This is a genomic window from Caldanaerobacter sp., assembly GCF_049701115.1.
Lineage (GTDB): Bacteria > Bacillota > Thermoanaerobacteria > Thermoanaerobacterales > Thermoanaerobacteraceae > Thermoanaerobacter.
Genome location: NZ_JBNATX010000001.1, coordinates 150,453 through 173,659, shown reverse-complemented (window position 1 = coordinate 173,659; position 23,207 = coordinate 150,453). Strand labels below are relative to the sequence as shown.

The 23,207-nt window shown below is 36.6% G+C and carries 29 protein-coding genes; all 29 read left to right on the top strand.

Annotation, left to right across the window (positions count from 1 at the left end; translation table 11 throughout):
• Positions 1 to 4 precede the first annotated feature (4 nt).
• The 29 genes from spoVAE to cmk all read left to right on the top strand — a co-directional run bounded on the left by spoVAE (position 5) and on the right by cmk (position 23,207).
• Positions 5 to 361 (top strand): stage V sporulation protein AE, encoded by a 357-nt coding sequence (spoVAE, locus tag ACPLVE_RS00975; RefSeq protein WP_424609011.1) that lies wholly within the window; start codon positions 5 to 7, stop codon positions 359 to 361.
• Positions 362 to 444: 83 nt separating this feature from the next.
• Positions 445 to 1,617: a CCA tRNA nucleotidyltransferase gene (locus tag ACPLVE_RS00970; protein WP_424609009.1), complete on the top strand. Its 1,173-nt coding sequence runs from the start codon at positions 445 to 447 to the stop codon at positions 1,615 to 1,617.
• A gap of 35 nt (positions 1,618 to 1,652) precedes the next feature.
• The gene (locus ACPLVE_RS00965) at positions 1,653 to 2,210 is read left to right on the top strand and encodes a site-2 protease family protein (RefSeq protein ID WP_424609165.1); all 558 of its coding nucleotides are present in this window, start codon (positions 1,653 to 1,655) and stop codon (positions 2,208 to 2,210) included.
• A gap of 2 nt (positions 2,211 to 2,212) precedes the next feature.
• Positions 2,213 to 2,953: a segregation and condensation protein A gene (locus ACPLVE_RS00960; protein ID WP_424609007.1), complete on the top strand. Its 741-nt coding sequence runs from the start codon at positions 2,213 to 2,215 to the stop codon at positions 2,951 to 2,953.
• The gene (gene scpB, locus ACPLVE_RS00955) at positions 2,931 to 3,437 is read left to right on the top strand and encodes an SMC-Scp complex subunit ScpB (RefSeq protein ID WP_424609006.1); all 507 of its coding nucleotides are present in this window, start codon (positions 2,931 to 2,933) and stop codon (positions 3,435 to 3,437) included. Before ACPLVE_RS00960 ends, scpB begins: the two co-directional genes overlap by 23 nt.
• A gap of 31 nt (positions 3,438 to 3,468) precedes the next feature.
• Positions 3,469 to 4,074: a DUF2953 domain-containing protein gene (locus tag ACPLVE_RS00950; protein WP_424609005.1), complete on the top strand. Its 606-nt coding sequence runs from the start codon at positions 3,469 to 3,471 to the stop codon at positions 4,072 to 4,074.
• Positions 4,075 to 4,079: 5 nt separating this feature from the next.
• Positions 4,080 to 4,526, top strand: a complete 447-nt coding sequence (ytfJ, locus tag ACPLVE_RS00945) for a GerW family sporulation protein (RefSeq protein WP_424609003.1) — start codon at positions 4,080 to 4,082, stop codon at positions 4,524 to 4,526.
• Positions 4,527 to 4,569: 43 nt separating this feature from the next.
• Positions 4,570 to 5,715, top strand: coding sequence for a D-alanyl-D-alanine carboxypeptidase family protein (locus ACPLVE_RS00940; protein ID WP_424609001.1), 1,146 nt, complete (start codon positions 4,570 to 4,572; stop codon positions 5,713 to 5,715).
• An 81-nt stretch (positions 5,716 to 5,796) separates the two neighbouring features.
• A complete protein-coding gene (locus tag ACPLVE_RS00935; RefSeq protein ID WP_424608999.1) occupies positions 5,797 to 6,768 on the top strand; it encodes a sulfide/dihydroorotate dehydrogenase-like FAD/NAD-binding protein in 972 nt (323 codons plus the stop codon).
• Positions 6,761 to 8,044, top strand: coding sequence for an FAD-dependent oxidoreductase (locus ACPLVE_RS00930; protein ID WP_424608997.1), 1,284 nt, complete (start codon positions 6,761 to 6,763; stop codon positions 8,042 to 8,044). The genes ACPLVE_RS00935 and ACPLVE_RS00930 overlap by 8 nt, the downstream gene beginning before the upstream one ends.
• 21 nt (positions 8,045 to 8,065) lie before the next feature.
• On the top strand, positions 8,066 to 8,776 hold the full coding sequence (locus tag ACPLVE_RS00925; protein ID WP_424608996.1) for a pseudouridine synthase: 711 nt from the start codon (positions 8,066 to 8,068) through the stop codon (positions 8,774 to 8,776).
• A 3-nt stretch (positions 8,777 to 8,779) separates the two neighbouring features.
• Complete coding sequence (locus ACPLVE_RS00920; protein WP_424608994.1) at positions 8,780 to 9,157, top strand: GNAT family N-acetyltransferase; 378 nt, start codon at positions 8,780 to 8,782, stop codon at positions 9,155 to 9,157.
• Positions 9,158 to 9,176: 19 nt separating this feature from the next.
• Entirely contained in the window at positions 9,177 to 10,010 is an 834-nt protein-coding gene (gene speE, locus ACPLVE_RS00915) for a polyamine aminopropyltransferase (RefSeq protein ID WP_424608993.1), read from the top strand.
• Between the two features lie 4 nt (positions 10,011 to 10,014).
• Positions 10,015 to 10,878, top strand: coding sequence for an agmatinase (gene speB, locus ACPLVE_RS00910; protein WP_424608991.1), 864 nt, complete (start codon positions 10,015 to 10,017; stop codon positions 10,876 to 10,878).
• 172 nt (positions 10,879 to 11,050) lie between these two features.
• The gene (locus tag ACPLVE_RS00905; RefSeq protein WP_424608989.1) at positions 11,051 to 12,451 is read left to right on the top strand and encodes an oxaloacetate decarboxylase subunit alpha; all 1,401 of its coding nucleotides are present in this window, start codon (positions 11,051 to 11,053) and stop codon (positions 12,449 to 12,451) included.
• Positions 12,452 to 12,530: 79 nt separating this feature from the next.
• Positions 12,531 to 13,088, top strand: coding sequence for a SafA/ExsA family spore coat assembly protein (gene safA / locus ACPLVE_RS00900; RefSeq protein ID WP_424608988.1), 558 nt, complete (start codon positions 12,531 to 12,533; stop codon positions 13,086 to 13,088).
• 90 nt (positions 13,089 to 13,178) lie between these two features.
• A complete protein-coding gene (gene surE, locus ACPLVE_RS00895; protein WP_424608987.1) occupies positions 13,179 to 13,946 on the top strand; it encodes a 5'/3'-nucleotidase SurE in 768 nt (255 codons plus the stop codon).
• A 131-nt stretch (positions 13,947 to 14,077) separates the two neighbouring features.
• Entirely contained in the window at positions 14,078 to 14,296 is a 219-nt protein-coding gene (locus ACPLVE_RS00890; protein ID WP_424608986.1) for an indolepyruvate ferredoxin oxidoreductase subunit alpha, read from the top strand.
• Positions 14,268 to 15,404, top strand: a complete 1,137-nt coding sequence (locus ACPLVE_RS00885; RefSeq protein ID WP_424608984.1) for a 2-oxoacid:acceptor oxidoreductase subunit alpha — start codon at positions 14,268 to 14,270, stop codon at positions 15,402 to 15,404. The genes ACPLVE_RS00890 and ACPLVE_RS00885 overlap by 29 nt, the downstream gene beginning before the upstream one ends.
• Complete coding sequence (locus ACPLVE_RS00880) at positions 15,394 to 16,218, top strand: 2-oxoacid:ferredoxin oxidoreductase subunit beta (protein WP_424608982.1); 825 nt, start codon at positions 15,394 to 15,396, stop codon at positions 16,216 to 16,218. Before ACPLVE_RS00885 ends, ACPLVE_RS00880 begins: the two co-directional genes overlap by 11 nt.
• The gene (locus ACPLVE_RS00875; protein WP_424608980.1) at positions 16,215 to 16,772 is read left to right on the top strand and encodes a 2-oxoacid:acceptor oxidoreductase family protein; all 558 of its coding nucleotides are present in this window, start codon (positions 16,215 to 16,217) and stop codon (positions 16,770 to 16,772) included. The genes ACPLVE_RS00880 and ACPLVE_RS00875 overlap by 4 nt, the downstream gene beginning before the upstream one ends.
• Complete coding sequence (locus ACPLVE_RS00870) at positions 16,751 to 17,614, top strand: MurR/RpiR family transcriptional regulator (protein WP_424608979.1); 864 nt, start codon at positions 16,751 to 16,753, stop codon at positions 17,612 to 17,614. The genes ACPLVE_RS00875 and ACPLVE_RS00870 overlap by 22 nt, the downstream gene beginning before the upstream one ends.
• Before the next feature lie 39 nt (positions 17,615 to 17,653).
• Entirely contained in the window at positions 17,654 to 18,904 is a 1,251-nt protein-coding gene (locus ACPLVE_RS00865) for a Glu/Leu/Phe/Val family dehydrogenase (protein ID WP_424608977.1), read from the top strand.
• A gap of 163 nt (positions 18,905 to 19,067) precedes the next feature.
• On the top strand, positions 19,068 to 19,775 hold the full coding sequence (locus ACPLVE_RS00860; RefSeq protein ID WP_424608975.1) for an arginase: 708 nt from the start codon (positions 19,068 to 19,070) through the stop codon (positions 19,773 to 19,775).
• An 18-nt stretch (positions 19,776 to 19,793) separates the two neighbouring features.
• Positions 19,794 to 20,414, top strand: coding sequence for a histidine phosphatase family protein (locus tag ACPLVE_RS00855; RefSeq protein WP_424608973.1), 621 nt, complete (start codon positions 19,794 to 19,796; stop codon positions 20,412 to 20,414).
• A gap of 3 nt (positions 20,415 to 20,417) precedes the next feature.
• The gene (locus ACPLVE_RS00850; RefSeq protein ID WP_424608971.1) at positions 20,418 to 21,638 is read left to right on the top strand and encodes an NAD(P)/FAD-dependent oxidoreductase; all 1,221 of its coding nucleotides are present in this window, start codon (positions 20,418 to 20,420) and stop codon (positions 21,636 to 21,638) included.
• A gap of 62 nt (positions 21,639 to 21,700) precedes the next feature.
• On the top strand, positions 21,701 to 22,129 hold the full coding sequence (locus ACPLVE_RS00845) for a hypothetical protein (protein ID WP_424608969.1): 429 nt from the start codon (positions 21,701 to 21,703) through the stop codon (positions 22,127 to 22,129).
• 20 nt (positions 22,130 to 22,149) lie between these two features.
• Positions 22,150 to 22,530 (top strand): chorismate mutase, encoded by a 381-nt coding sequence (aroH, locus tag ACPLVE_RS00840; protein WP_424608967.1) that lies wholly within the window; start codon positions 22,150 to 22,152, stop codon positions 22,528 to 22,530.
• A gap of 11 nt (positions 22,531 to 22,541) precedes the next feature.
• Positions 22,542 to 23,207, top strand: a complete 666-nt coding sequence (cmk, locus tag ACPLVE_RS00835; protein ID WP_424608966.1) for a (d)CMP kinase — start codon at positions 22,542 to 22,544, stop codon at positions 23,205 to 23,207.

Sequence of the window (23,207 nt, the reverse complement as noted above, 5' to 3'; positions counted from 1 at the left end):
TTTTATGGATTATATTAGAGCTTTTTTGATGGGCGGTTTAATTTGTGCCATCGCACAGATTTTGATAGATAAGACAAAATTGACTCCTGCGAGGATACTTGTAACATATGTTACACTTGGAGCTATTCTCGGAGGGATAGGAGTCTATAAAAAATTGATTGACATAGGAGGAGCAGGAGCTACCATTCCACTTATGGGTTTTGGCAATTCTCTTGCTCAAGGTGTTATTAAAGCAGTGGAAAAGGATGGATTAATTGGGGCTTTTACTGGTGGCCTTACAGCTACGGCGGGAGGAATCGCTGCAGCTGTATTTTTTGGATACATTTTTGCTTTGATCTTTAATCCTAAAACTAAGAAATAGGAGCTTAGTTTTAGCTTTTTTTTATTTTAGGGTGATGATATAATATAAAAGTAAGAGAAAATTTAGGTAAAAAGGGTGGTTTTTTGAGGATTAAAATTAATGGTGAGGATTTGATCGATCACTTAAAACAAGTTTCATGGCAAAAAGGTGTGAAGTCTTATGTAGTAGGAGGCGTAGTAAGGGATTTTTTGCTTGGCGTAGAAAATTGGGACATAGATGTTGTGGTAGAGGGAAATGGGATAGATTTTGCTTATGCCCTTAATCAATACATAAAGGGAGAAATCCTGACTCACGAGCCATTTAAGACAGCCACTATAAGAAAGGGAAATATTTCGATTGATGTGATATCTGCGAGAAAGGAATATTACGATTATCCAGCGGCTTTACCCAGAATTGAGTTTGCCGATATATACGAAGATATGAAAAGAAGAGATTTTACAATAAATACCCTGGCCTATGATGTATTGCAGGAGAGGATACTTGATTTTTTTGGGGGAATTGAAGACTTAAGAAAAGGGATAATAAGGATTCTTCATGAGAAAAGTTTTGTAGACGATCCTACAAGAATATTTAGGGCCATAAGATATTCTGTAAGATATTCTTTTAAAATTGAACCAGTTACACAGGCATTAATGGAAGACGCTATAAGATATATAGCTTTTTTATCGGAAGACAGAATAAGAAATGAGATTTTTTTAATGCTTAAAGAAGGTAAAGTAAAGTTAATGATAGAAGAATTAATAAGATGTGGCATCAGCAAACTTCTGTTTGGAACTATTCCTTTAAATACAGATAAAATAGATATTTATTATACAGATGTAGATATAGTTTTGTTGCGCCTTTTGATAATGTTTTATAAGGTCGAAGAAGAAGACGTTAATCTTGTAATCAATAAATTGAGGCTAAGTAAGGAGTATGCTAGATCTCTCAAGTATCTAATTTTTTTGAAAAACGAAATAAAATTTAAAAGACAGATAAGAAAATTAAGAGAGGCAATAGAACATATAAAAAAAGAGGTTGTTAGAGTTCTTGAAGTGATGGAGGGAGAAGGAGCAAAAAGAGTCCTTGAAAGTAGACCCTACATAAGAGGAAAAGAAATCAAAGAACTGGGAGTACCTCCGGGCCCTTTGTATGGTGAATTGCTGGATGAGGTATTTAAGGCTAAATTAGAAGGAAAGTTAAAGAGTAAAGAAGAAGAGGTCATGTTTATAAAAGATATCCTTGATAAAAGAAAGGAGAGAAAAAGTTGTTGTTAGATTTTATATACAGAATTCCTGCTTTATTGATTGCAATGAGTTTTCATGAATTCAGTCATGGATATGTGGCAGATAGGTTAGGTGACCCTACTCCCCGTCAAAGCGGGAGGCTTACTTTAAATCCAATAGCTCATATAGACCCGATTGGACTTTTGATGTTGTGGATTTTAAAATTTGGATGGGCAAAACCTGTGCCAATAAATCCGCTTTACTTTAAAGACACGAGAAAAGGCGTACTTCTTGTAGCGCTGGCAGGTCCGCTCTCCAATGTTTTGTTAGCAATAATTACTAGAATTTTGATGGTGCCTTTTGGACATATTGCCATTGTAGGTCCTATATTGTATTTATTATACATCTACAACTTAATTTTTGCAGCTTTTAATATAATCCCTGTTCCTCCACTAGACGGTTCAAAAGTTCTTTGGAGCTTGCTCCCTCCGAAGGAAGCCTATGTTATTTCTCAGTATGAGATGTATGGGCAGGTTCTTCTACTGGTTTTGGTTTTTACGGGTATCATTTCTAAAGTTATGTGGCCTCTCATAAGTGGGCTTGACTATTTTATAAATCTTTTACTAAAACCTTTCGGGGTGTAAAGATGTACACTGTAAAATTAGAAGTTTTCGAAGGCCCTTTTGACCTTTTATTTCATTTGATTGAAAAAAATGAAATAGATCTGATGGATATACCAATTTCTCTTATTCTTGACCAATACATGGAGTATATAAAGACTTTGCAGGAAATGGACCTTGACATAACATCAGAATTTATAGTAATGGCGGCCACATTAGTAGAAATTAAATCTAAACTACTTTTACCTAAATTTAAATCAGAAGAAGAGAAGGAAGTGGAAGAGGATCCAAGGGAAGAACTTGTAAGACAGCTTGTAGAATATAAGAAATACAAGGAAGCCGCGCGAATTTTGAGAGAGATGTCCCGACTAAACCAGAGGTTTTTTAGAGAAGGGCCTGATGTGAAATATGTAGATAAGAAGGTCGCTCTTAACTATTCAATAGAAGACATAAAAAATGCGTATAAAAGAATTATCGAGAGAAATAAAGAAGAGGAAAATAAAATCGAGATAAAGAAGGAAGAATATACTGTAGTAGAGAAAATCAGAGAACTGCTTTCTTACCTTGTAAAAAAACCTGTTATATGGTTTAGCGAAATCGTGAAAAAAAGCAAAAGCAAAGTAGAGGTAGTAGTGTCTTTTGTAGCTCTTTTAGAGCTTATAAAGCTTAACAAAGTGATGGCAGAACAGCAGACTTCTTATGGAGACATATTTATAAGTTTTATAAGAAAAGAAGGGAGAAAAAATGGAACAATTAGGCAAAATTGAGGCTATTCTTTTTGCTGCCGGACAAGCTGTAAAAATAAGGACCTTGGCGGAAGCCCTGGAAATTAGTGAGGAAAGGGTAAGAGAACTGATTAAAGATTTAAAAGAAGATTATGCAAAACATGAGAGAGGCATAGATATAGTGGTCTTTGAGGATAAAGTAGAGATGTGCACAAATGATTTGTACGGAGATGTGGTGAGGAAGGCCTTAAAAATAGAAATAGCACAGGGACTTTCTCAGGCGGCATTGGAGGTACTGGCCATAATTGCTTATAATCAACCTATCACAAAGGCAGAAATAGAAAAAATAAGGGGCGTAAGAAGTGATAAGCCTATAAACACGTTGCTTGAGTACAATTTGATAAAAGAAAGCGGAAGAGCTCCTTCACCGGGAAGGCCTATTCTTTATTCCACTACTGAGGACTTTTTGAAGTACTTTGGAATCTCTTCCATAAAAGAATTGCCCGAACTCGATATGAAGGACTGATTACAGAGGGGCTATTATAAGAGGTGGAAAAATGAAATATTTTGTATTTTATGGTCTCCCAGTAGCTGCCTTTTTACTTGTTTTGTATTTCTTGCCACTCCAGGTAAAGGTAAAAGGTAAAAAAGAGCAAGAAAATATTTCCCTGGAAATAGAAATAAATATATTTTTTGTAAACATTATTAAATTTGCTTTAAATCTGTTGAACGAATCGAGAAATATGACTTTTAAGGTTTTAGGGATAAATTTAAAAGGCGGGAAAGGTCAAAAGAGCCTTTTAGGTAAAAAAACTGATGAATTTAACATAGACATAAGAAGGATAAATATTCTTGATATTTTTCAACTTTTAAAGGATATATTAAAGAGGACGACTGTAGATAAATTTTATATCGCTTTGAGGATTGGAATGGAAGATGCAGCTTGTACTGCTATTTCTACAGGTTCTCTATGGGGGATAGTATATACTTCTTTGATGCCGCTATACAACAATGCAAGATTTTTATATCCTCCTGAAGTTCATATAATGCCTTTATACGGAGAGAGGACTTTTGAAGGCAATTTAATTTGCATATTTAAGAGTAGGTGTGGTAATATTATTATTAATGGAATGAGGTTATGGCATATTTTAAAAGGGAGGTGAAAAAGATGAGCGATCATCCTATAGACGCCCTCATGAAAACTACGATGGAAAGCTTAAAAGATATGATCGATGTTAATACGATCGTAGGAGATGCGGTAGAGACACCGGATGGGACAATAATAATTCCAATCTCAAAGGTTACTTTTGGATTTGCAGCAGGAGGAGGAGAAATAAACCTTTCTAAAGGAGATAAAAAGGGGTCAGATCAAGATTCTTCTCAAAGCATGCCTTTTGCAGGAGGAAGTGGAGCCGGCGTATCTGTCCAACCCGTAGCTTTCATGGTAGTAGGACAGGGACAGATAAGGCTTTTGCCTGTAACTCAAAGTGCTATGTTAGAAAGAATTATAGATTTAACTCCAAAGCTTTTAGAAGAAATTCAAAACCTTTTTAGCAGAGGGAAGACGACAAAAAAAGCGCAAAGTCAAATAATTACTACTGGAAATGATATTTAAAGTGGGGGAACCCACTTTTTTGTATATACAGGGGAGTTGAAATATGAAAAAATATGTTTTTTTACTTTTGGTTTTGTTGATTTTTATTGCTCCTCTTTATAGAGCCTATGCCAATGAGGTTCCTTTTGTTTCTGCAAAGGCAGCTATTGTCATGGATCAAAATACAGGAAGAGTCCTTTATGAGAAAAATGTGCATATGAAACTTCCAATGGCAAGTACTACTAAGATAATGACTCTTATCATAGCATTAGAAAAAGGCAACTTAAAGGACATTGTAACAGTTAGTCAAAAAGCAGCTAGCATTGGGGGATCATCCATATGGCTTTCCCCTGGAGAAAAAATAGACATGGAAAGCTTGCTTTATGGTCTCATGTTAAGTTCGGGTAATGATGCAGCCACTGCTATAGCAGAACATATTGCAGGAAATGTGGAAAATTTTGCAGAAATGATGAATCAAAAAGCAAAAGAGATAGGAGCTTATAATACCCATTTCGTCACCCCTTCGGGTCTTGACATAGGAATTGATGACCATTACACTACCGCTTATGATTTAGCTCTTATTACCAGATACGCTTTCTTGAATTATCCTAAATTTGCAGAAATTGTCTCTACAAAAGAAAAAACCATACCATGGGAGGGAAAAGAATGGGACAGATATTTAAGAAATAAGAATAAGCTTTTATGGATATACGAAGGTGCCGATGGAGTAAAAACGGGTTTTACCAATAAAGCCGGGAGATGTTTAGTTTCTTCGGCTACTAGAGAAGGACGAAGGCTTATTGCAGTGGTACTAAATAGTCCTTTAATGTGGGAAGATTCGATGAAGATTTTAGACTATGCTTTTTCCAAGTTTAAACCCTTTAAAGTTTTTGAAAAAGGAGAAATAGTTAAGAAAGTAGAAATATTAAAAGGGAAGAAAAAGGAAATTGAAGTTGTCGTAAAAGAGGGATGCATTGTACCTGTTGCAGAAGAAGAAAAAGATAGAGTCTCTATCGAACTTTTTATCCCTGATAAGTTAGATGCGCCTGTAGAAAAAGGAGAAAAAGTGGGATGGGCTGTTGTAAAAATTGGTGAAGAGAAAATTTGTGAATTAGACTGTATTTCTCTTGAGAAAGTGGGTAAACAGGATTTTGTGTACAATTTTAAAAGAGTGATAACAAAATGGGTTGAGATTCTAAAATCCTCCTGAGTTTTTTCAGGGGGTTTTATTTTGTAATAGTTTTGGGTCCTCGAGAATATTTTATTAATGTAAAAATCGGGGGTGAACAAATTGGCAAACAGGCTTGAATGCGTGGATGTAGGGACAGAATATTGTCCCTGCTATTTAGCAGAACTTAATGAGTGCATAGTCTGTTCACAGCTTCAGGGGAAAAAATTTTGTGATTGTAATTGGAAAGGTGTGTGCGTATTTCAGGAGTTTGTCTGGGCAGGATACAAGGCTAAAGTAACAAGAAGTACAGTATTTACCAGGATATTAAAAAAAGAAGAAATAAATGAGGAAGTGGTAATACTAACTCTCAAGGTTCCAAATAAACTTGCGAGAGATCTTAACGAGCCTGGAGCCTATGTATTCGTAAGAGGATATTTTAGCCCCTCTTTTTTCGATACGCCTATGTCTGTAATGTGGGCAGATGAAATAGAGGGGATTATAAAAATTGCTATACAGGTAACTGGCCCAAAGACAAAATTTATTGCCTCTGCTAAAGAAGGAGAAGAAGTTTACTTAAGAGGACCTTACTGGAACGGCATGTTTGGACAACGATATATAAAAGGGATGCATAATTCTAAAGCCCTTGTGGTTTTAAGGGGAATAGCACAGGCACCCGGAGTTATCGTCATATTAAAATTAATTCAGAATAAAAACAAAGTAATTGTGCTGTTGGATAAAGGTAAAGTACAAACAAATTTTATAAAGGATTACATTAAAAACTCGGATGTAACTCTGGTAGAGGCAGATCTTTTGTCTGAAGAAGGGCAGGAGGTTTTAAAGCAATTTATAAAGGATAAAAAAATTTCTGTCATATACAGCGGCGGTTCTGATGAACAGCATATAAATATTTTAGAATATATGGATAAATATGAAAGTGAAGCATATTTAGCCGTATCTAATAACAATAAAATATGCTGTGGAGAAGGGATATGCGGAAGTTGTGAAATTGAGATAGATGGACAAAAGATGAGAACCTGCAAGGTTCAAGTGGATATTAGAAAGATGTTGGAAAGGAAGATGTCTCGTGGTTAAAGTAGTAGTCATTGGTGGTGGATGGGCAGGATGTGCCGCTGCTTTGGCAGCCAGAAAAGCTGGTGCTGAAGTTGTGCTTCTAGAAAGGACGGATATGTTATTAGGTTGTGGATTGGTAGGAGGAATTATGCGAAATAATGGCAGATACACGGCTGCTGAGGAGTTAATATATTTGGGATGCAAAGAACTCATAGAGATAACTGATAAAGCTTCAAGACATGTTAATATAAATTTTCCTGGACATAATCATGCCAGCTTATACGATGTAACGATGGTAGAACCTATGATAAGAGAACTACTGCTTGAAAAAGGTATAACAGTAAAGCTGATAGCAAGGGCTGTAGATGTGGTAATGGAAAACAAAAGGCGTATAAAAGGAATAATATTAGCAGATGATACTGTAGAATATGGAGATGTGTTTATCGAAACAACAGGATCTACCGGACCTATGGGCAACTGTTTGAGGTATGGCAATGGATGCGCTATGTGTGTTTTAAGATGTCCTTCTTTTGGACCACGCATAAGCATAAGTTATAGAGCCGGAATAGAAGATATACAGGGGATGAGGGCAGATGAAGTATATGGCGCCTTCAGCGGATCTACCAAGCTTAGTAAAGAATCTTTAAGCCCAGAGATAAGAGAAAAACTAGAAAAAGAAGGGGTAGTAATACTTCCAGTTCCCAAAGAGGATGTAAACATGGAAAAGTTAAATTTAAAAGTATGTCAGCAATATGCATTGCCAGAATACGCGGAAAATGTTATACTATTAGATACTGGATATGTAAAACTGATGACTCCTTTTTATCCCTTGGAAAAACTGAGAAAAATTCCGGGACTTGAAAGGGCCAGATATGATGATCCTTATTCAGGAGGAAAGGGTAATTCAGTTAGATATCTCTCTATGGCTCCAAGAGATAACTCTATGCGAGTGATAGGTCTTGATAACCTGCTTTGTGCAGGAGAAAAATCAGGACTTTTTACAGGCCACACAGAAGCGATGGTGACAGGATGCCTTGCAGGGCACAATAGTGTAAGAGTCGCGTTAGGCATGCCTACTTTAGAATTGCCCAGAAATTTAGCTTCAGGAGACCTTATTGCTTATGCTAATGAGAGCATAAAAACCAGAGAGGGGCTTAAAAAGAGGTACACATTTGCAGGAGCGGAGTACTTTGAAAGGATGAAGCAGCTGGGACTTTATACTACTGACACTGAAGAGATAAAGAAAAAGGTAATAAGAGATAATCTTTTGGGGATTTACGAAGAAAAATTAGTGTAAAACAAAACAGGGTGACAGCAAATGGTTAGATTACAAAAATACTTAGCGGAATGTGGAATCGCTTCTAGGAGAAAATGTGAGGAGTACATTCTACAGGGTCGTGTAAAAGTAAATGGGAAAGTTGTAAAAGAATTAGGTACAAAGATCGACCCTAATGTTGACATAATCGAATTTGATGGTAAAATTGTGAGAAGAGAAGAAAAGAAATTATACATAATGCTCTACAAGCCAGCAGGATATATCACTTCTTCAAAGGACCCTTTTGGCAGGCCTACTGTTTTAGACCTTGTGAAGGTAAAAGAGAGGATATATCCTGTTGGCCGCCTTGATTTTGATACCTCTGGGCTACTCCTTCTCACTAATGATGGCGAACTGGCAAATACGTTGATGCATCCCAAGCACGAGGTTGTCAAAACTTATGTAGCAAAGGTAAAGGGTGTCCCAACAAAAGAAGAAATGCAAATGTTTGAAAATGGACTTATAATTGATGGAAGAAAGACTTCAAGAGCAAAGATACGCCTTTTGAGCGTAAAAAATGGGACAAGTGTGGTAGAAATAAAAATCCACGAAGGAAGAAACAGACAGGTAAAGAAAATGTGCAAAGCCATTGGACATCCTGTAATAGAGCTTAAAAGGACTAAAATAGGCGATTTGGAATTAAAGGGGTTAAAGCCTGGAGAATGGCGTTACCTCACAGAAGAAGAAGTGAAATATTTAAAAAGCTTGGGGTGAACTATGTTTCGAATAAGATTTGCAAAAAGAGAAGATTTCCCTGAAATTGAAAGAATAGCAAAGAAATGCGGTATTAGTTCTAAACTAAACTTTCTAGACGAAATTTTTATGATTGCAGAAGATACCCTTCCTTTTGGATTTATTTCTATGAAAGTTGAAGATACTACGGCCTATATTACTAATTTTGTATTATTGCCCACTCATAAGGATGAAAATATGGAAAATTTAATGATAAGAGTTATGCTAAACCATGCTTTAGACATGGGCCTTGAAAAGGCTGCCGTTGGTCTTAAAGAGTGGGAAGAGTTTTTTCTAAAAATCGGCTTTGGAAGGGAAGGGGACCTTCAGGTTGTCAATTTGAAAAAATTTTTTAAAGAATAAAATATTGGAGGTGCCTTTAGTGGAACTTTGGTTTACAGAACATCAGGATGAAAATTTGAGATTTTCTATTAAAGTAAAAGAAACATTAGTGGTAGAGAAGACTCCATACCAACATCTTGCTATTTTAGATACCTATCAATTTGGAAGGGTTCTTGTATTGGATGGGATTTTGCAAACGACAGAAAAAGACGAGTTTGTATATCATGAGATGATAGTTCACGTTCCCCTCTTTACTCATAAAAATCCAAAAGATGTACTCATAATTGGAGGAGGCGACGGAGGCTCGGTAAGAGAAGTCCTAAAACACCCCTCTGTACAAAGAGTGGTTTTAGCGGAAATTGATGAGGCAGTTATAAGAAATTCCAAGAAATACCTTCCTACTATAAGCAGTGCTTTAGATGATCCCAGGGTGGAAATAATGGTTGGTGATGGAATAAAATATGTCAGTGAGCACAAAAATGAATTTGATGTAGTAATAGTAGATTCCACTGATCCCATTGGCCCTGCTGTAGGTCTTTTCACATCGGATTTTTACAGAAATGTGTATGAAACTTTAAGAGAGGACGGAATAATAGTAGCTCAGACAGAATCTCCTTTTATATACGGCAAATTAATTAATAAGATAAGTAAAATGTTTAAAGAAATTTATCCTATAACAAAAGCGTATATTGCTACGGTACCGACATATCCGGGGAGCTTATGGACGTTTACACTGGGGTCTAAAAAATATGATCCGGAAAAAGTTGATATATCTTCTATTCCAAATATAGATACCAAATATTATACGCCTGAAATCCATAAAGCAGCTTTTGTACTTCCCAAATTTGTGAAGGATATCTTTGAAGAGGTGTGATAAATTGAAAGATCTGAATTTTATCGATACAGGAAAGTTTTTGAAGGCAGATAAAAATTATGAAGAAGCAGATATCATTATAGTAGGAATACCCATGGATTATAGCGTCAGTTTTAAACCAGGTACTCGTTTTGGACCCTCTTCCATAAGACAGGCTTCTTATGGACTTGAAACTTACAGCGTATATCTCAAAAGGCGCCTTGAGGACAAAAAAATGTGTGATATGGGGGATTTAGTACTGCCCTATGGAAATGTACAAAAAAGTTTGGAGCTTATTGAAAAAACGGCAGATAAAATAATAAAAGATGGAAAAAAAGGTATCTTTTTAGGAGGAGAACATTTAATCACATATGGAATTTTAAAAAGTTATCTAAAAAAATACAGAGAAAATCTAGTTATTTTGCACTTTGATGCTCATACGGATTTGAGAGAAGAGTTTTTTGGCGAAATCTATTCTCATGCTACAGTTTTAAGGAAAGTCTGGGAACTTAATCCAAAGGTCAGGATGTATCACTTTGGCATAAGGTCTGGGGAAGAGGATGAATTCGAATTTGCTAAAAATCATACCAAGATGTTTCTCTACGAGGTCGTAGAACCCCTAAAAAGCATTTTAGAAGATATAAAAGAGGATTATATATATATAACCTTCGATATAGATGTCCTGGATCCCGCTTTTGCACCTGGTACAGGGACACCAGAGCCTGGTGGTATAACTTCTAAGGAAGCTTTAGAAACCTTTCATCTATTAAAAGACTTTAAAATCGTAGGTATGGATATAGTAGAAGTGTCACCTTCCCATGATGTGTCAGGTATTACTTCTATGCTTGCGGCAAAACTTTTAAGAGAAGCAATACTTTCATTTTTTTAAATGTTAAAGACTAAGATAACAATCAAATGTGAAATTTTGGCTTCTTTAAACGGTCAGGCATTTTGTGTATAGGCTCATTGCTGAGCATCAACACAAAATGCCTGTTTTTTAATAAATTAAGCTTTTTTTATTTTTAATTTTTTAGTATAATATATTAGGAGGAGGTATTAAAATGAGCAATAAAAAAATTAAAATAACAGAAACGGTTCTAAGAGATGCTCATCAATCATTGATGGCTACTCGTATGAGTACTGAGGAAATGCTTCCTATTGCGGAAAAGTTAGATAAAGTAGGATATCATTCACTTGAGGTATGGGGAGGAGCCACTTTTGATGCCTGCCTTAGATTTTTAAACGAGGACCCTTGGGAGAGATTGAGGGAATTAAAAAGAAGAATAAAAAATACACCCCTTCAGATGCTTTTAAGAGGACAAAACCTGGTGGGTTATAGGCATTATCCGGACGATATAGTAGAGAAATTTATCGAAAAAGCTGTTGCTAATGGAATAGACATAATAAGAGTTTTCGATGCTTTAAATGACGTGAGGAATTTAGAAGTTCCCATAAAAGCTGCGAAAAAAGCAGGAGCCCATGTACAGGGTACTCTTGTTTATACCATAAGCCCAGTCCATACAATAGATAGTTATATAAAAATGGCAAAAGATATGATTGAACTGGGTGTGGATTCCATATGCATAAAGGACATGTCAGGGATATTAACCCCTTACGTGGCTTACGAACTTGTGAAAAAATTAAAGATGACAGTAAGTCTTCCAATACAGATTCACAGCCATTACACAAGTGGGATGGCATCCATGACTTATTTAAAAGCCATAGAGGCAGGAGCAGATGTGGTAGATACGGCAATTTCTCCCTTAGCTTTGGGTACATCCCAACCTGCTACGGAGACCATAGTAGCAACCTTAAGAGGAACTTCCTATGACACAGGACTTGACCTTGAGCTTCTTTCTGAAATAGCGGCATACTTTAAGGAAGTAAAGAAGAATCATAGTAAAGAGATAGATTTTTCAATGGTGATGGGGGTCGACACAGATGTCCTTGTATACCAGGTACCGGGAGGCATGCTTTCAAACTTGATCTCCCAGTTGAAAGAGCAGGGGGCTCTTGATAAGTACGAAGAAGTGTTAAAAGAAATTCCAAGAGTAAGGGAAGACATGGGATATCCACCTCTTGTTACACCAATGAGCCAGATGATAGGAACTCAGGCAGTTTTAAATGTGATAACGGGTGAAAGATATAAAGTGGTACCGAAAGAAGTCAGAGATTATGTAAAAGGTCTATACGGCAGGCCACCCGCTCCCATTTCTGATGAGATAAAGAAAAAAATAATAGGTGATGAAAAAGTAATTGAAGTAAGACCAGCAGACCTTTTGAATCCCCAGTTTGAAGAAGCAAAAGAAGAGATAAAAGAATATTACGAACAGGAAGAAGACGTACTGACATATGTCCTTTTCCCCCAGGTAGCTAAAAAATTTTTTGAATATAGAAGGGCAAAGAAGTATTATATTGATTCGACTTTGCTAAACTCAGAGTTTATGATATATCCTGCATGATTTATTTAAGCTTCCCTCCTGTAACACATCTTTTTATAGTTCATAACATGTATTAGAAAGTTTAAAGGAGGGAAGCCTAATGACGATAGATGGATACACTCCCTACTATCCGCCTCACCCCCATCCTGAACATTGTAGAAGTTTTTATACAGTGCAGCCAGGGGATTCTATGTGGTCTATTGCCAATAAATTTGGAATAAGCCTTGATTGTTTGATTAAGGCAAATCCTCAAATAAAAGATCCTAATCTTATATATCCTGGCCAGCAAATTTGCATTCCTTTCTATTGTCCACCTATATCCTATGAGCATTGTAGGACGATTTACACTGTCAAGCCGGGGGATTCTCTGTGGTCAATTGCCAACATGTTCGGTATTAGCCTGGATTGTCTGATAAAAGCTAATCCGCAGATACCGGACCCTAGCTTAATATATCCTGGCCAGCAGATTTGCATACCTTTCTACTGTCCGCCTCCGTCTTATGAAACTTGTAGGACGATTTATACGGCAAAAGCAGGGGATAGTTTGTGGTCAATAGCAAATATGTTTGGGGTTACTTTAGATGCTTTAATCAGAGCAAATCCTCAAATACAAGATCCAAACGTGATTTATCCGGGACAGCAGATATGTATCCCTTAAAGGCGCTTTTTACGCGCCTTTATTTTATTCCCTTTCTTTTTAGTTTATAATAAAATAAAATAGGTACAAAAGATTTGGAGGAGATGAAAAATGGAAAAAATCCCGGTGCTAATTACAAACGATGATGGAGTACAGTCTAAAGGTATACTGAGTTTAGCAGAGTATTTGAGAGAAAATGGTTTTTATGTAGTAGCTGTTGCTCCAGAAAAAGAAAGGAGTGCTATAAGCCACGCAATAACACTTCACAAACCGTTAAGGTTAAAACCAGTAAAAGAAGAAAAGGATTTGCGTATATACGCGGTAAATGGTACCCCTTCTGATTGTATTAAAATGGGAATTGAAGTAGTTATGGAGGTAAAACCCAAAATTATAATTTCTGGCATAAATAATGGGTTTAACATGGGCACGGATATACTTTATTCAGGTACAGTGTCTGCTGCCATTGAAGGAGCTCTCTATGGTATTCCTGCAATAGCTGTATCTTTAGAAGAGGAGGGGAATTTAGATGATGTGCGTATTTACGTTTTTTTAAACAAACTTATTGAAAAAGTCCTGTCAGAAGGGCTTCCTCAAAATACTTTACTAAATGTCAACATTCCAGATTTTAAAAAAGGAGTTAGGGGAGTAAAGGTAACAGTACTGGGTAAAAGAATATATACGGAAACTTTTCAAAAGAATTATGACCCAAGAGGTAAAGAATATTACTGGATGGCAGGAAAAATTTCAGAAATTGACAATGATGAAAGGACAGATATAGTTTCGGTTAAAAATGGTTTTATTTCTATTACCCCAATTCATTTTGACCTTACAGATTATTCAACAGTAGAGAAACTAAAGAAATGGGAAATTGATGTGTAAATTTTAATATTCTGAATGATGCAAGACTTGTGTCAAAAATATTCTTGATAACAACTATGCAGTTTATGAAGGAATTTTTGTTTTTTTATAGAATATATATATTGCGAGAAAAGTAAGATGAGGGTGATAACTTGGGAAAAAAATTAGTAATAATCGAAGACTGGTGCAAAGGGTGCGGGATTTGTGTAGAATTTTGCCCGGTTAAGGTACTTACGATAAAAGACGGAAAAGTTAAGCTAATTGATGAGGATAAATGCATAAAATGTGGAATATGCGAGTTAAGATGCCCTGATTTTGCTATTTACTTAGAGGTGAAAGAAAATGTCGAAAGTGTTAATGCAGGGGAATGAGGCGGTAGTAGAAGGTGCTATAAGAGCCGGCATGAGGTTTTATGCCGGATATCCAATAACTCCTTCTACTGAAATCGCCGAACTGTGCGCTGAGAAACTGCCCTTTGTAGGTGGGAAATTCATACAGATGGAAGATGAAATTGCCAGCATGGCTGCAATAATAGGAGCTTCTCTTGCTGGATTAAAAGCCATGACCGCTACATCAGGTCCTGGTTTTTCCTTGATGCAGGAAAACATAGGTTTTGCAGCAATGGCAGAAGTTCCCTGTGTGGTAATAGATGTACAGAGAATGGGTCCAAGTACAGGCATGCCTACATCACCTTCGCAGGGGGATGTAATGCAGTCAAGATGGGGAACTCATGGAGACCATTCCATAATAGTTCTATCGCCCTTCTCAGTGAAGGAAGCCTATTATGTGACGATACAGGCTTTTAACCTTTCAGAAAGATACCGGACCCCTGTCGTGATTTTAATGGACGAGGTTATAGGACATCTGAGGGAGACAGTGGACCTTGACGAATATAAGGATATTGAAATCGTAGAGAGAAAAATTCCAGAAAACTTAGAAGGTTATCTTCCCTATAGGGATATAGAAGATGGGACATCACCATTTATTCCTTTTGGGAAGGGGATAAGGTATCACGTCACAGGACTTGTACACAATGAAAAAGGCCTTCCCACAAACAGCACGAAGATTGCAGAGAAGCTCATAAAGAGGCTTGTAGGGAAAATAGAAAACAACAGGAAAGACATAGTGATGTACGAAGAAAAGGGAGAAAAAGAGGGAGATGTGCTTTTGATTGCTTTTGGTTCCACTGCAAGGGCGGTGGAAGAGGCAGCAGAAGACTTAAGAAGAGAAGGCTTTAAAGTAGGTATTTTTAGACCAATAACGATATGGCCTTTCCCTGATATGAGGCTTAAAGAAATATATACAAAATACAAAAAAATATTTGTAGTGGAGATGAACAGGGGACAGCTTTACTACGAGGTAGACAGAATAGTAAAAAGAGATGGAGCAGTTGAGAAAATAAACAAGGCGAATGGAGAATTTTTTACTCCTTATGAGATTGTAGAAGAAATAAAGGGGAGAATAAAAAATGGCTTCTAGGCTTGTAGAAGAATACTTTCGTAAGGAAACGTTACCAAACATATGGTGCCCGGGATGCAGTAACGGCACAGTTACGATGGCAATAGTGAAAGCGATAGACAATTTAAAACTGGACAAAAATAAAGTAGTGGTAGTATCAGGGATAGGATGTTCATCAAGAGCGTCTGGCTATCTGGATTTTAATACCTTACACACGACGCATGGGAGAGCGATAGCCTTTGCCACGGGAGTAAAATTTGCGAATCCAGAGCTTACAGTTATAGTGATAACGGGTGATGGAGACAATGCTGCCATAGGTGGAAACCATTTCATACATGCGGCTAGAAGGAATATAGACATAACAGTTGTAATGTATAATAACCACATATATGGCATGACAGGGGGGCAGGCGTCTCCTACAATACCCAGGTACCATAAAGCCACTACGGCTCCTTATGGAAGCATAGACAGGGAATTTGATGCTTGCAAGTTGGCAATAGGGGCAGGGGCCACGTATGTTGCAAGGAGCACCGCCTATCATGTACAGCAACTTGTAAAACTCATAGAGAAGGGGATAGCTCATAAAGGATTTGCCTTTATTGAAGCCATGAGCACATGTCCAACCTATTACGGCAGGAGGAACAGAAAAGGGAGCCCTGCAGACATGTTGAAGTGGCTCAAGGACAACTCCGTAGACATAAACAAAGCGACGAAAATGAAACCCGAAGAACTGGAGGGGAAGATAATAATAGGGGAGTTTTTAAACATAGAAGCTCCTGAATACACAGAAGAATATCAGAAGATGGTGGAAAGATTGAAGGTGAGTGCAAAATGAGCAGATTAGAGATAAGACTGGCAGGTTCCGGAGGTCAGGGGTTAATCCTTGCAGGGATAATACTGGCGGAGGCTGCGATACTGGAAGGGAAGATAAGCGTCCAGAGCCAGTCCTATGGCCCTGAAGCAAGAGGAGGTTCAAGCAAGGCAGAAGTGATAATAAGTGATGGACCCATTATATATCCAAAAGTATTAAGACCAGATGTGGTACTTGCTCTTACAACTTCTGCTTATAAGGAATTCAGCCTTGATATAAAAGAGGAGGGAATTATAATAGTCGATGATTCTGTGGAGATTGAAAAAGAGAGGAAAGTAAAGACATTGAAATTTCCGATACTAAAGACAGCACAGGAAGTCGTGGGGAAATCATATGTTGCTAATATAGTCTCTTTAGGAGTGATAGCGGAGATTACAAAGATAGTGAGTGAGAAATCACTGGAGATGGCTGTTTTAAAGAGGGTACCTGCCGGAACAGAAGAGCTTAACAGGAAAGCCTTGGAAGAAGGTTTTAAACTGGGGAAGGTGAAAGATGTATGGGTAGAGCAGATGATTTGATAAAGAGAATACAGGATAATTATGCCAAACTCTCAAAGAGCCAGAAAATAATAGCAGAATATATCATAAATCACTATGATAAAGCTGCCTTTATGACTGCGGCAAAGTTGGGGTCAACTATAAACATAAGTGAATCTACCGTCGTGAGATTTGCAAATGCTTTAGGATATAACGGATATCCTGAACTTCAAAATGCTCTTCAAGAGCTTATAAAAACTAAACTCACGACAGTACAAAGATTGGAAATGACAGAAGAAAAAGACGAGATAGCTGTATTGAACAACGTTTTGAAATCAGATATAGAAAATATAAAGGAAACCCTTCATGAAGTTAACAAAGAGGATTTCAAAAGAGCCGTTTCAAAAATTCTAGAAGCTTCCAAAATTTATATAGTGGCTTCGCGAAGTTCTATAGTGGTGGCAGAGTATTTAGGGTTTTACTTAAATCTTATAAGAGGAAATGTTTCTATCGTAAAACCCGGAGTTTCAGATGTTTTTGAACAGATTTTAAGAGTAAATGAAAAGGACCTTGTAATAGGTATAGGTTATCCAAGGTATTCGAAAAGGACAGTAGAAGTTTTAAAATACGCAAAAAGCCAAAGAGCTCGGATTGTAGCTATTACTGACAGCCTTATATCTCCTTTGACTTCCGTAGCAGAAGAGGTGTTAATTGCCAAAAGCCACATGGCTTCTTTTGTAGACTCGCTCGTAGCACCGTTAAGTCTGGTAAACGCTCTTGTCGTAGCGGTTGGTTTGAAAGAAAAAGACAGGGTAGCAGATACTTTTGAAAAACTCGAAAGTATCTGGGATGAGTACGGTGTATACATTTCAAGGCAGAGTTAAAAATAAATTTTTAAAATAAATAATAGGAGGAGAAAAGAAATGACTACAGAATCTTTAAATCCACTGGTAATTGCTCAAAAACAGATAAAAAAAGCCTGTGACCTTTTAGGAGTAGAAGATTCAGTGTATGAACTTTTAAAAGAACCGATGAGAGTTTTAGAGGTATCTATACCAGTTCAAATGGACGATGGTAGTATAAGAATCTTTAAAGGCTATAGGTCACAGCACAATGATGCCCTTGGACCTACAAAAGGAGGAATACGATTTCATCCAGATGTTACACTTGATGAAGTCAAAGCTTTGTCTATGTGGATGACCTTTAAATGTGGGGTAGTGGGGCTTCCTTACGGTGGTGCTAAAGGTGGAGTGGTAGTAAATCCAAAAGAGCTTTCTAATGAAGAACTTCAGAAATTGAGTAGAGGATATATAAGAGCTATAGCTAGCATAATAGGTCCTGAAAAAGATATACCAGCTCCTGATGTTGGAACAAACGCACAAATCATGGCATGGATGGTAGATGAATACAATAAGATCGTCGGCTATAACAGTCCTGCTGTAATTACAGGAAAACCTCTTATCTATGGAGGATCAAAAGGAAGAGTAGCCGCCACTGGATATGGGGTAGCTCTAATGGCAAGAGAAGCAATAAAACGTTTAAACATGGACCTTAAGGATTGTACAATAGCGATTCAGGGATTTGGAAATGTAGGAAGTCATACTGCTTTAAGCCTTAAAAGACTGGGAGCAAAGATAATAGCTATAAGTGATGTTTACGGAGGAATTTACAACGATAGAGGAATTGATGTTGAAAGACTTGTGGAGCATGTAAATAAAACAGGAAGTGTGGTTAACTTTGAGGGTACTACCCCTATTACAAATGAAGAACTTTTAACAATGAAAGTGGACATTTTAGTATTAGCAGCATTAGAAAATCAGATTACTTCTGCAAACGCAAATGAGGTAAAAGCTAAGATAGTGTGCGAAGGAGCCAACGGTCCTACGACTCCAGAAGCTGACAAGATTTTATCCGAAAAAGGAATCTTTGTAGTGCCTGATATACTTGCTAATTCTGGTGGCGTGATAGTCTCTTATTTTGAGTGGGTACAGAACCTGATGAACTACTATTGGACAGAAAAAGAAGTAGAAGAAAGACAGGAGATAATGATGGTTAATGCCTTTAATGCTATATACGATTTATCAAAACAGTATAACGTTGATATGAGGACTGCAGCCTATATGATTTCTATAAAAAGGGTATATGAAGCAATGAAAGTAAGAGGCTGGCTATGAGATAAATTTTTAAACTATTTTATTTGAGACCTTCATTGAGGGGCTCAGATTGTTGCCAAACTGGTACTTTTCCATTCTGTCAACAAGCTGAGACTTTCGTTGAAGGTCCTTTTTTTATGTGATAAAATATTAAATATGAAGTTTTTAACAAGGAGGGTTGAACATGCGAAAAACTCTCCTTACAATAGATTGGGATTATTTTGTGCCTTTTAGAAAAGAGTGGTTTTTCTCTTATATAGAAAACAAAAGAAATTCCATTGATATATGGTACAAAAGATATATAATGGCAAGATTAAGAGGAGAAGACCTTGAAAAAACTATCAAAGCGGCTCCTGAAAGGCTCTTATTTTGGAGAAATATAAAAAATATACTGCCCTTTTACAAAAACGTGAAAGTATTTATATCAGAATCCCACAAGTTTGCTTACTACTTAGCCAAGAATTTCGGATGTGAAAGAGTTATATCCTTTGACAGCCATTCAGACTTAGGATATAGCGGCCTTGAGTCTCTTCAATTTGAAGTAAATTCTGCTAATTGGTTAGGGAAACTTCTTGGAGATGGTATAGTAAAAGAGGCATTTATAATTTACGGCCCTTACTCAGTAGAAAAACCTGAGAATTTTAAAGAGTTTTTAAGCCTTTACAAAATAAATTTTGCGCTTTCAGCGAAAGAATTACCGAAAGATAGTTTCGTTCAAGTTATTCACATAGCTCGTTCAGGAGCGTGGACTCCACCGTGGCTTGATGGCGAATTTATGAAGTTTGTAACTAGCGTGGGATTGCGGTATTACGAATTTGGAATTAGTCATAGGAGATGGAAGACCTCGTCTTTATCTTATGGAGATCAGATTTTCTATTTGAATTTTGCTTAGGAGGAAATGTGTTCAAAAATGGTTACAAGACTTTATATAGCAAGGCATGGCCAATCAAAGTGGAATTTAGAAAACAGAATGCAGGGCATGAAAGATATTGAACTCTCTGAATTAGGGATAAAACAGGCAGATCTTCTCGCAAAACGCTTAGAAGAAGAAAATATAGAAATCATATATTCTAGCGATTTAAAAAGGGCATATATGACAGCAGAAATAATTGCAGAAAGGATAAAAATCCCTTTTTACAAGGAAAAAGAGTTCAGAGAAATGTCCTTTGGAGTATGGGAGGGACTTACTGCGGAAGAGATAGAGAAAAATTATACAGGACTTTACAGTTTATGGAAAAAAGATCCTGTACAGGTTTTTATAGAAAAAGGCGAGACTTTGAAACAGGTGCAGAGTAGAATGCTTAAGAAGACATGGGAAATTGTTGAAAAAAATAGAGGTAAAAACATTTTAATAGTATCTCATGGTACTTCCATTAAAGCTTTGATCTTGGGGCTGTTAGATATCGATTTAAGCTTTTATCCTAGTTTTAGGATGGACAATGCTTCCCTTAATATAGTAGATATAAAAGAGAATAAAAAAGCCGTTTTAGTTTTATACAATGACACATGCCATTTGAGAGAGAGGAAGTAGAAGATGAAGAAGGTATTTGTAATAGGCGGTGGAGCTGCAGGAATGATGGCGGCATTGTCAGCAGCTATGACAGGTAAAAAAGTGAATCTTTTCGAGAAAAATAATGTGCTTGGCAAAAAATTATTAGTTACAGGACATGGAAGATGCAATGTCACAAATTTCATGGACATGGAATCTTTTTTTGAAAATATACCCGGAAACAGCAAATTCCTCTACAGTGCTTTTAACCAATTTTCTAATAGAGACCTAATAGAATTTTTAGAGAAAAATGGTCTAAAATTAAAAGTGGAGAGGGGAATGAGAGTTTTCCCTGTAACTGACAGAGCAAGCGATGTGAGAGATTTTTTTAAAAACATGCTTGAAAAAAATAATGTAAAAATTTTTTATAATTCAAAGGTGGAAGAAATATTAACAAAAGATAATAGAGTAATCGGTATAAGGGTGGGAGATGAGTTTTTGAGTTGCGACAGTGTGATTCTAGCAACTGGCGGCCTTTCTTATCCTTCTACTGGTTCTACAGGAGATGGATATGAGATGGCAAGAAAAGTCGGACATACTATAGTAAAACCTTTTCCTGCCCTTGTACCCATTGTAACACGAGAAAATGTAAGAGAATTAATGGGCGTTTCTCTCAAAAACGTAAAAGTATCGGCAATCCAAGGGGGAAAGCTAATAAAAGAGGAATTCGGTGAGATGCTATTTACCCATTTTGGGTTGTCAGGGCCTGTAATACTTACTTTGAGCAGATTCATTTATCAATACCTTGAAAAGGGGAATGTAGTAATAAGGATCGATTTAAAACCCGCTTTGGCAGAAGAAAGATTGGAAGCGAGAATTTTAAGGGATTTCAGTAAATATATTAATAAGGACATAAAAAATGCTTTAAAGGATTTACTTCCCCAAAATCTCATTCTCTACATCTTGAAAAGAGCCTTTATAGACCCTCATAAAAAGGTCAGAGAAATAACAAAAAGAGAAAGAAAAAGCCTTATTGCTGTCTTAAAAGGCTTGACCTTTGAGGTAAGTGAATTACGACCGATAAGAGAAGCGATTGTAACCGGAGGAGGAGTCTCAGTGAAAGAGATAAATCCTTCTACTATGGAGTCTAAGATGGTAAGAGGGCTGTTTTTTGCAGGTGAAGTGATTGATGTGGATGGTTTAACGGGGGGATTTAATCTTCAGATCGCTTTTTCTACAGGGTACGTAGCAGGAATCAATGCATAAAACTATCCTGCATTTTTTTGTTTGCAAAGCATAATATATACCTAGAAAGAGGAGGGATAAGTATGGGGAAAAGGAGAAAAAATGTTTTTAAAAAATACATGGACAGCGAATTTGTACTTGCTATTCTTATAATGATGGGACTTTTGAGTATCGCAGTTGCACAACTTTTTATTGGAAGAGAAGATACTCAAGTTTTCTTGGATTCTAACTTGACAAAGGAAGGAAAGATTACGATCGAAGTGGTAGAAAAAGACAAAGCCTCTAATTCCTATATTTTGATAAATGGAGAACCGGTCTCTAATTTTTATCAAAAATCCATAACCATTACAGTGAAACCAAATCAAATTATAGAAATAGATGGAACAAAGGAAAAGGAGCCCCTTCACTTTAAAGTGACGTCGATAAGCGATAATGTGATAGAACCACAAAATAATGCTGTAATAAGGGTAGATAAAAACATACAAAAAGTCGCTATGGTTAAATTAAAATAGCATTTATGGTATAATAAAGTTTGAAAAAACATAGGAAAGGAGAATGGGCGATAAGGGTCATAAGAGGTGCTACAACTACTGAAAACACAAAAGATGCCATTTTTAAAGATACGGTTGCTCTTATTGAGGAAATATTGAAAAGGAACAATTTAAAAAAAGAAAATTTGATAAGTATTTTTTTTAGTGCCACAAAAGACCTTAATGCTGCTTATCCTGCCGAAGCGGTAAGAAAAGAGATGGGATTTGACGATGTGCCAATGATGTGTTTTCAAGAAATGGAAGTTATGGGGAGTTTGTCAAAGTGCATTAGAGTAGCAGTTTTTACAAATATTGAAGAAAGCCAGAAAATAAATCACGTATACCTTAAAGAAGCTAAAAACTTAAGACCCGATTTAGCTTGAGGTGATAGGATTTGACCATAAAAATAGCCATCGATGGACCTGCAGGGGCAGGCAAGAGTACCATAGCTAAGAAAGTTGCAAGACTTTTGGGTTTTACTTATATTGATACTGGTGCAATGTATAGAGCGATTACTTTAAAAGTTTTAAGAGAAAACATACCTCTTTCTGATAAACAAAAAATAATTGAAATAGCGCGTAAAAGTGATGTTTTTTTAGAGGGAGAAAAAGTATTTCTGGATGGGGAAGACGTCTCTGAGGAAATTAGGAAACCTGCTGTTTCAGAGAAAGTATCTATTGTGTCTCAAATACCCGAGGTAAGAAAGATTTTGGTTAACAAGCAAAGGGAGATAGCAAAAGACAAAAATGTAGTTATGGATGGGAGAGATATTGGGACTGTAGTTTTTCCGGAAGCCCAACTGAAGTTTTTTCTTACAGCCTCTTTAGAAGAAAGGGCCAAGAGAAGATACGAAGAACTTAGAAACAAAGGAACAGATGTAAAATATGAAAAGGTACTTGAAGAAATAAAAGTAAGAGATGATATGGATTCAAAGCGTAAAGATTCTCCCTTAATCATACCAGAGAATGCAATTGTTATTGATACTACTCATCTTACCGAAGAAGAAGTTGTGAAAAAGGTATTTGAAGAAATAAAGAAGATTGTAAGAGGGGAAATATAA

Bases quoted from the DNA above. Each gene is read 5' to 3' on its own strand.
- ACPLVE_RS00925 (WP_424608996.1), top strand. From the start codon at position 8,066: ATGGTTAGATTACAAAAATACTTAGCGGAATGTGGAATCGCTTCTAGG.
- ACPLVE_RS00940 (WP_424609001.1), top strand. From the start codon at position 4,570: ATGAAAAAATATGTTTTTTTACTTTTGGTTTTGTTGATTTTTATTGCT.
- ytfJ (WP_424609003.1), top strand. From the start codon at position 4,080: ATGAGCGATCATCCTATAGACGCCCTCATGAAAACTACGATGGAAAGC.
- ACPLVE_RS00845 (WP_424608969.1), top strand. From the start codon at position 21,701: ATGGGGAAAAGGAGAAAAAATGTTTTTAAAAAATACATGGACAGCGAA.
- ACPLVE_RS00870 (WP_424608979.1), top strand. From the start codon at position 16,751: ATGGGTAGAGCAGATGATTTGATAAAGAGAATACAGGATAATTATGCC.
- spoVAE (WP_424609011.1), top strand. From the start codon at position 5: ATGGATTATATTAGAGCTTTTTTGATGGGCGGTTTAATTTGTGCCATC.
- scpB (WP_424609006.1), top strand. From the start codon at position 2,931: ATGGAACAATTAGGCAAAATTGAGGCTATTCTTTTTGCTGCCGGACAA.
- ACPLVE_RS00960 (WP_424609007.1), top strand. From the start codon at position 2,213: ATGTACACTGTAAAATTAGAAGTTTTCGAAGGCCCTTTTGACCTTTTA.
- ACPLVE_RS00850 (WP_424608971.1), top strand. From the start codon at position 20,418: ATGAAGAAGGTATTTGTAATAGGCGGTGGAGCTGCAGGAATGATGGCG.
- ACPLVE_RS00905 (WP_424608989.1), top strand. From the start codon at position 11,051: ATGAGCAATAAAAAAATTAAAATAACAGAAACGGTTCTAAGAGATGCT.
- ACPLVE_RS00920 (WP_424608994.1), top strand. From the start codon at position 8,780: ATGTTTCGAATAAGATTTGCAAAAAGAGAAGATTTCCCTGAAATTGAA.
- ACPLVE_RS00860 (WP_424608975.1), top strand. From the start codon at position 19,068: ATGCGAAAAACTCTCCTTACAATAGATTGGGATTATTTTGTGCCTTTT.
- ACPLVE_RS00950 (WP_424609005.1), top strand. From the start codon at position 3,469: ATGAAATATTTTGTATTTTATGGTCTCCCAGTAGCTGCCTTTTTACTT.
- ACPLVE_RS00865 (WP_424608977.1), top strand. From the start codon at position 17,654: ATGACTACAGAATCTTTAAATCCACTGGTAATTGCTCAAAAACAGATA.
- surE (WP_424608987.1), top strand. From the start codon at position 13,179: ATGGAAAAAATCCCGGTGCTAATTACAAACGATGATGGAGTACAGTCT.
- safA (WP_424608988.1), top strand. From the start codon at position 12,531: ATGACGATAGATGGATACACTCCCTACTATCCGCCTCACCCCCATCCT.
- ACPLVE_RS00855 (WP_424608973.1), top strand. From the start codon at position 19,794: ATGGTTACAAGACTTTATATAGCAAGGCATGGCCAATCAAAGTGGAAT.
- ACPLVE_RS00885 (WP_424608984.1), top strand. From the start codon at position 14,268: ATGTCGAAAGTGTTAATGCAGGGGAATGAGGCGGTAGTAGAAGGTGCT.
- ACPLVE_RS00880 (WP_424608982.1), top strand. From the start codon at position 15,394: ATGGCTTCTAGGCTTGTAGAAGAATACTTTCGTAAGGAAACGTTACCA.
- ACPLVE_RS00965 (WP_424609165.1), top strand. From the start codon at position 1,653: ATGAGTTTTCATGAATTCAGTCATGGATATGTGGCAGATAGGTTAGGT.
- ACPLVE_RS00875 (WP_424608980.1), top strand. From the start codon at position 16,215: ATGAGCAGATTAGAGATAAGACTGGCAGGTTCCGGAGGTCAGGGGTTA.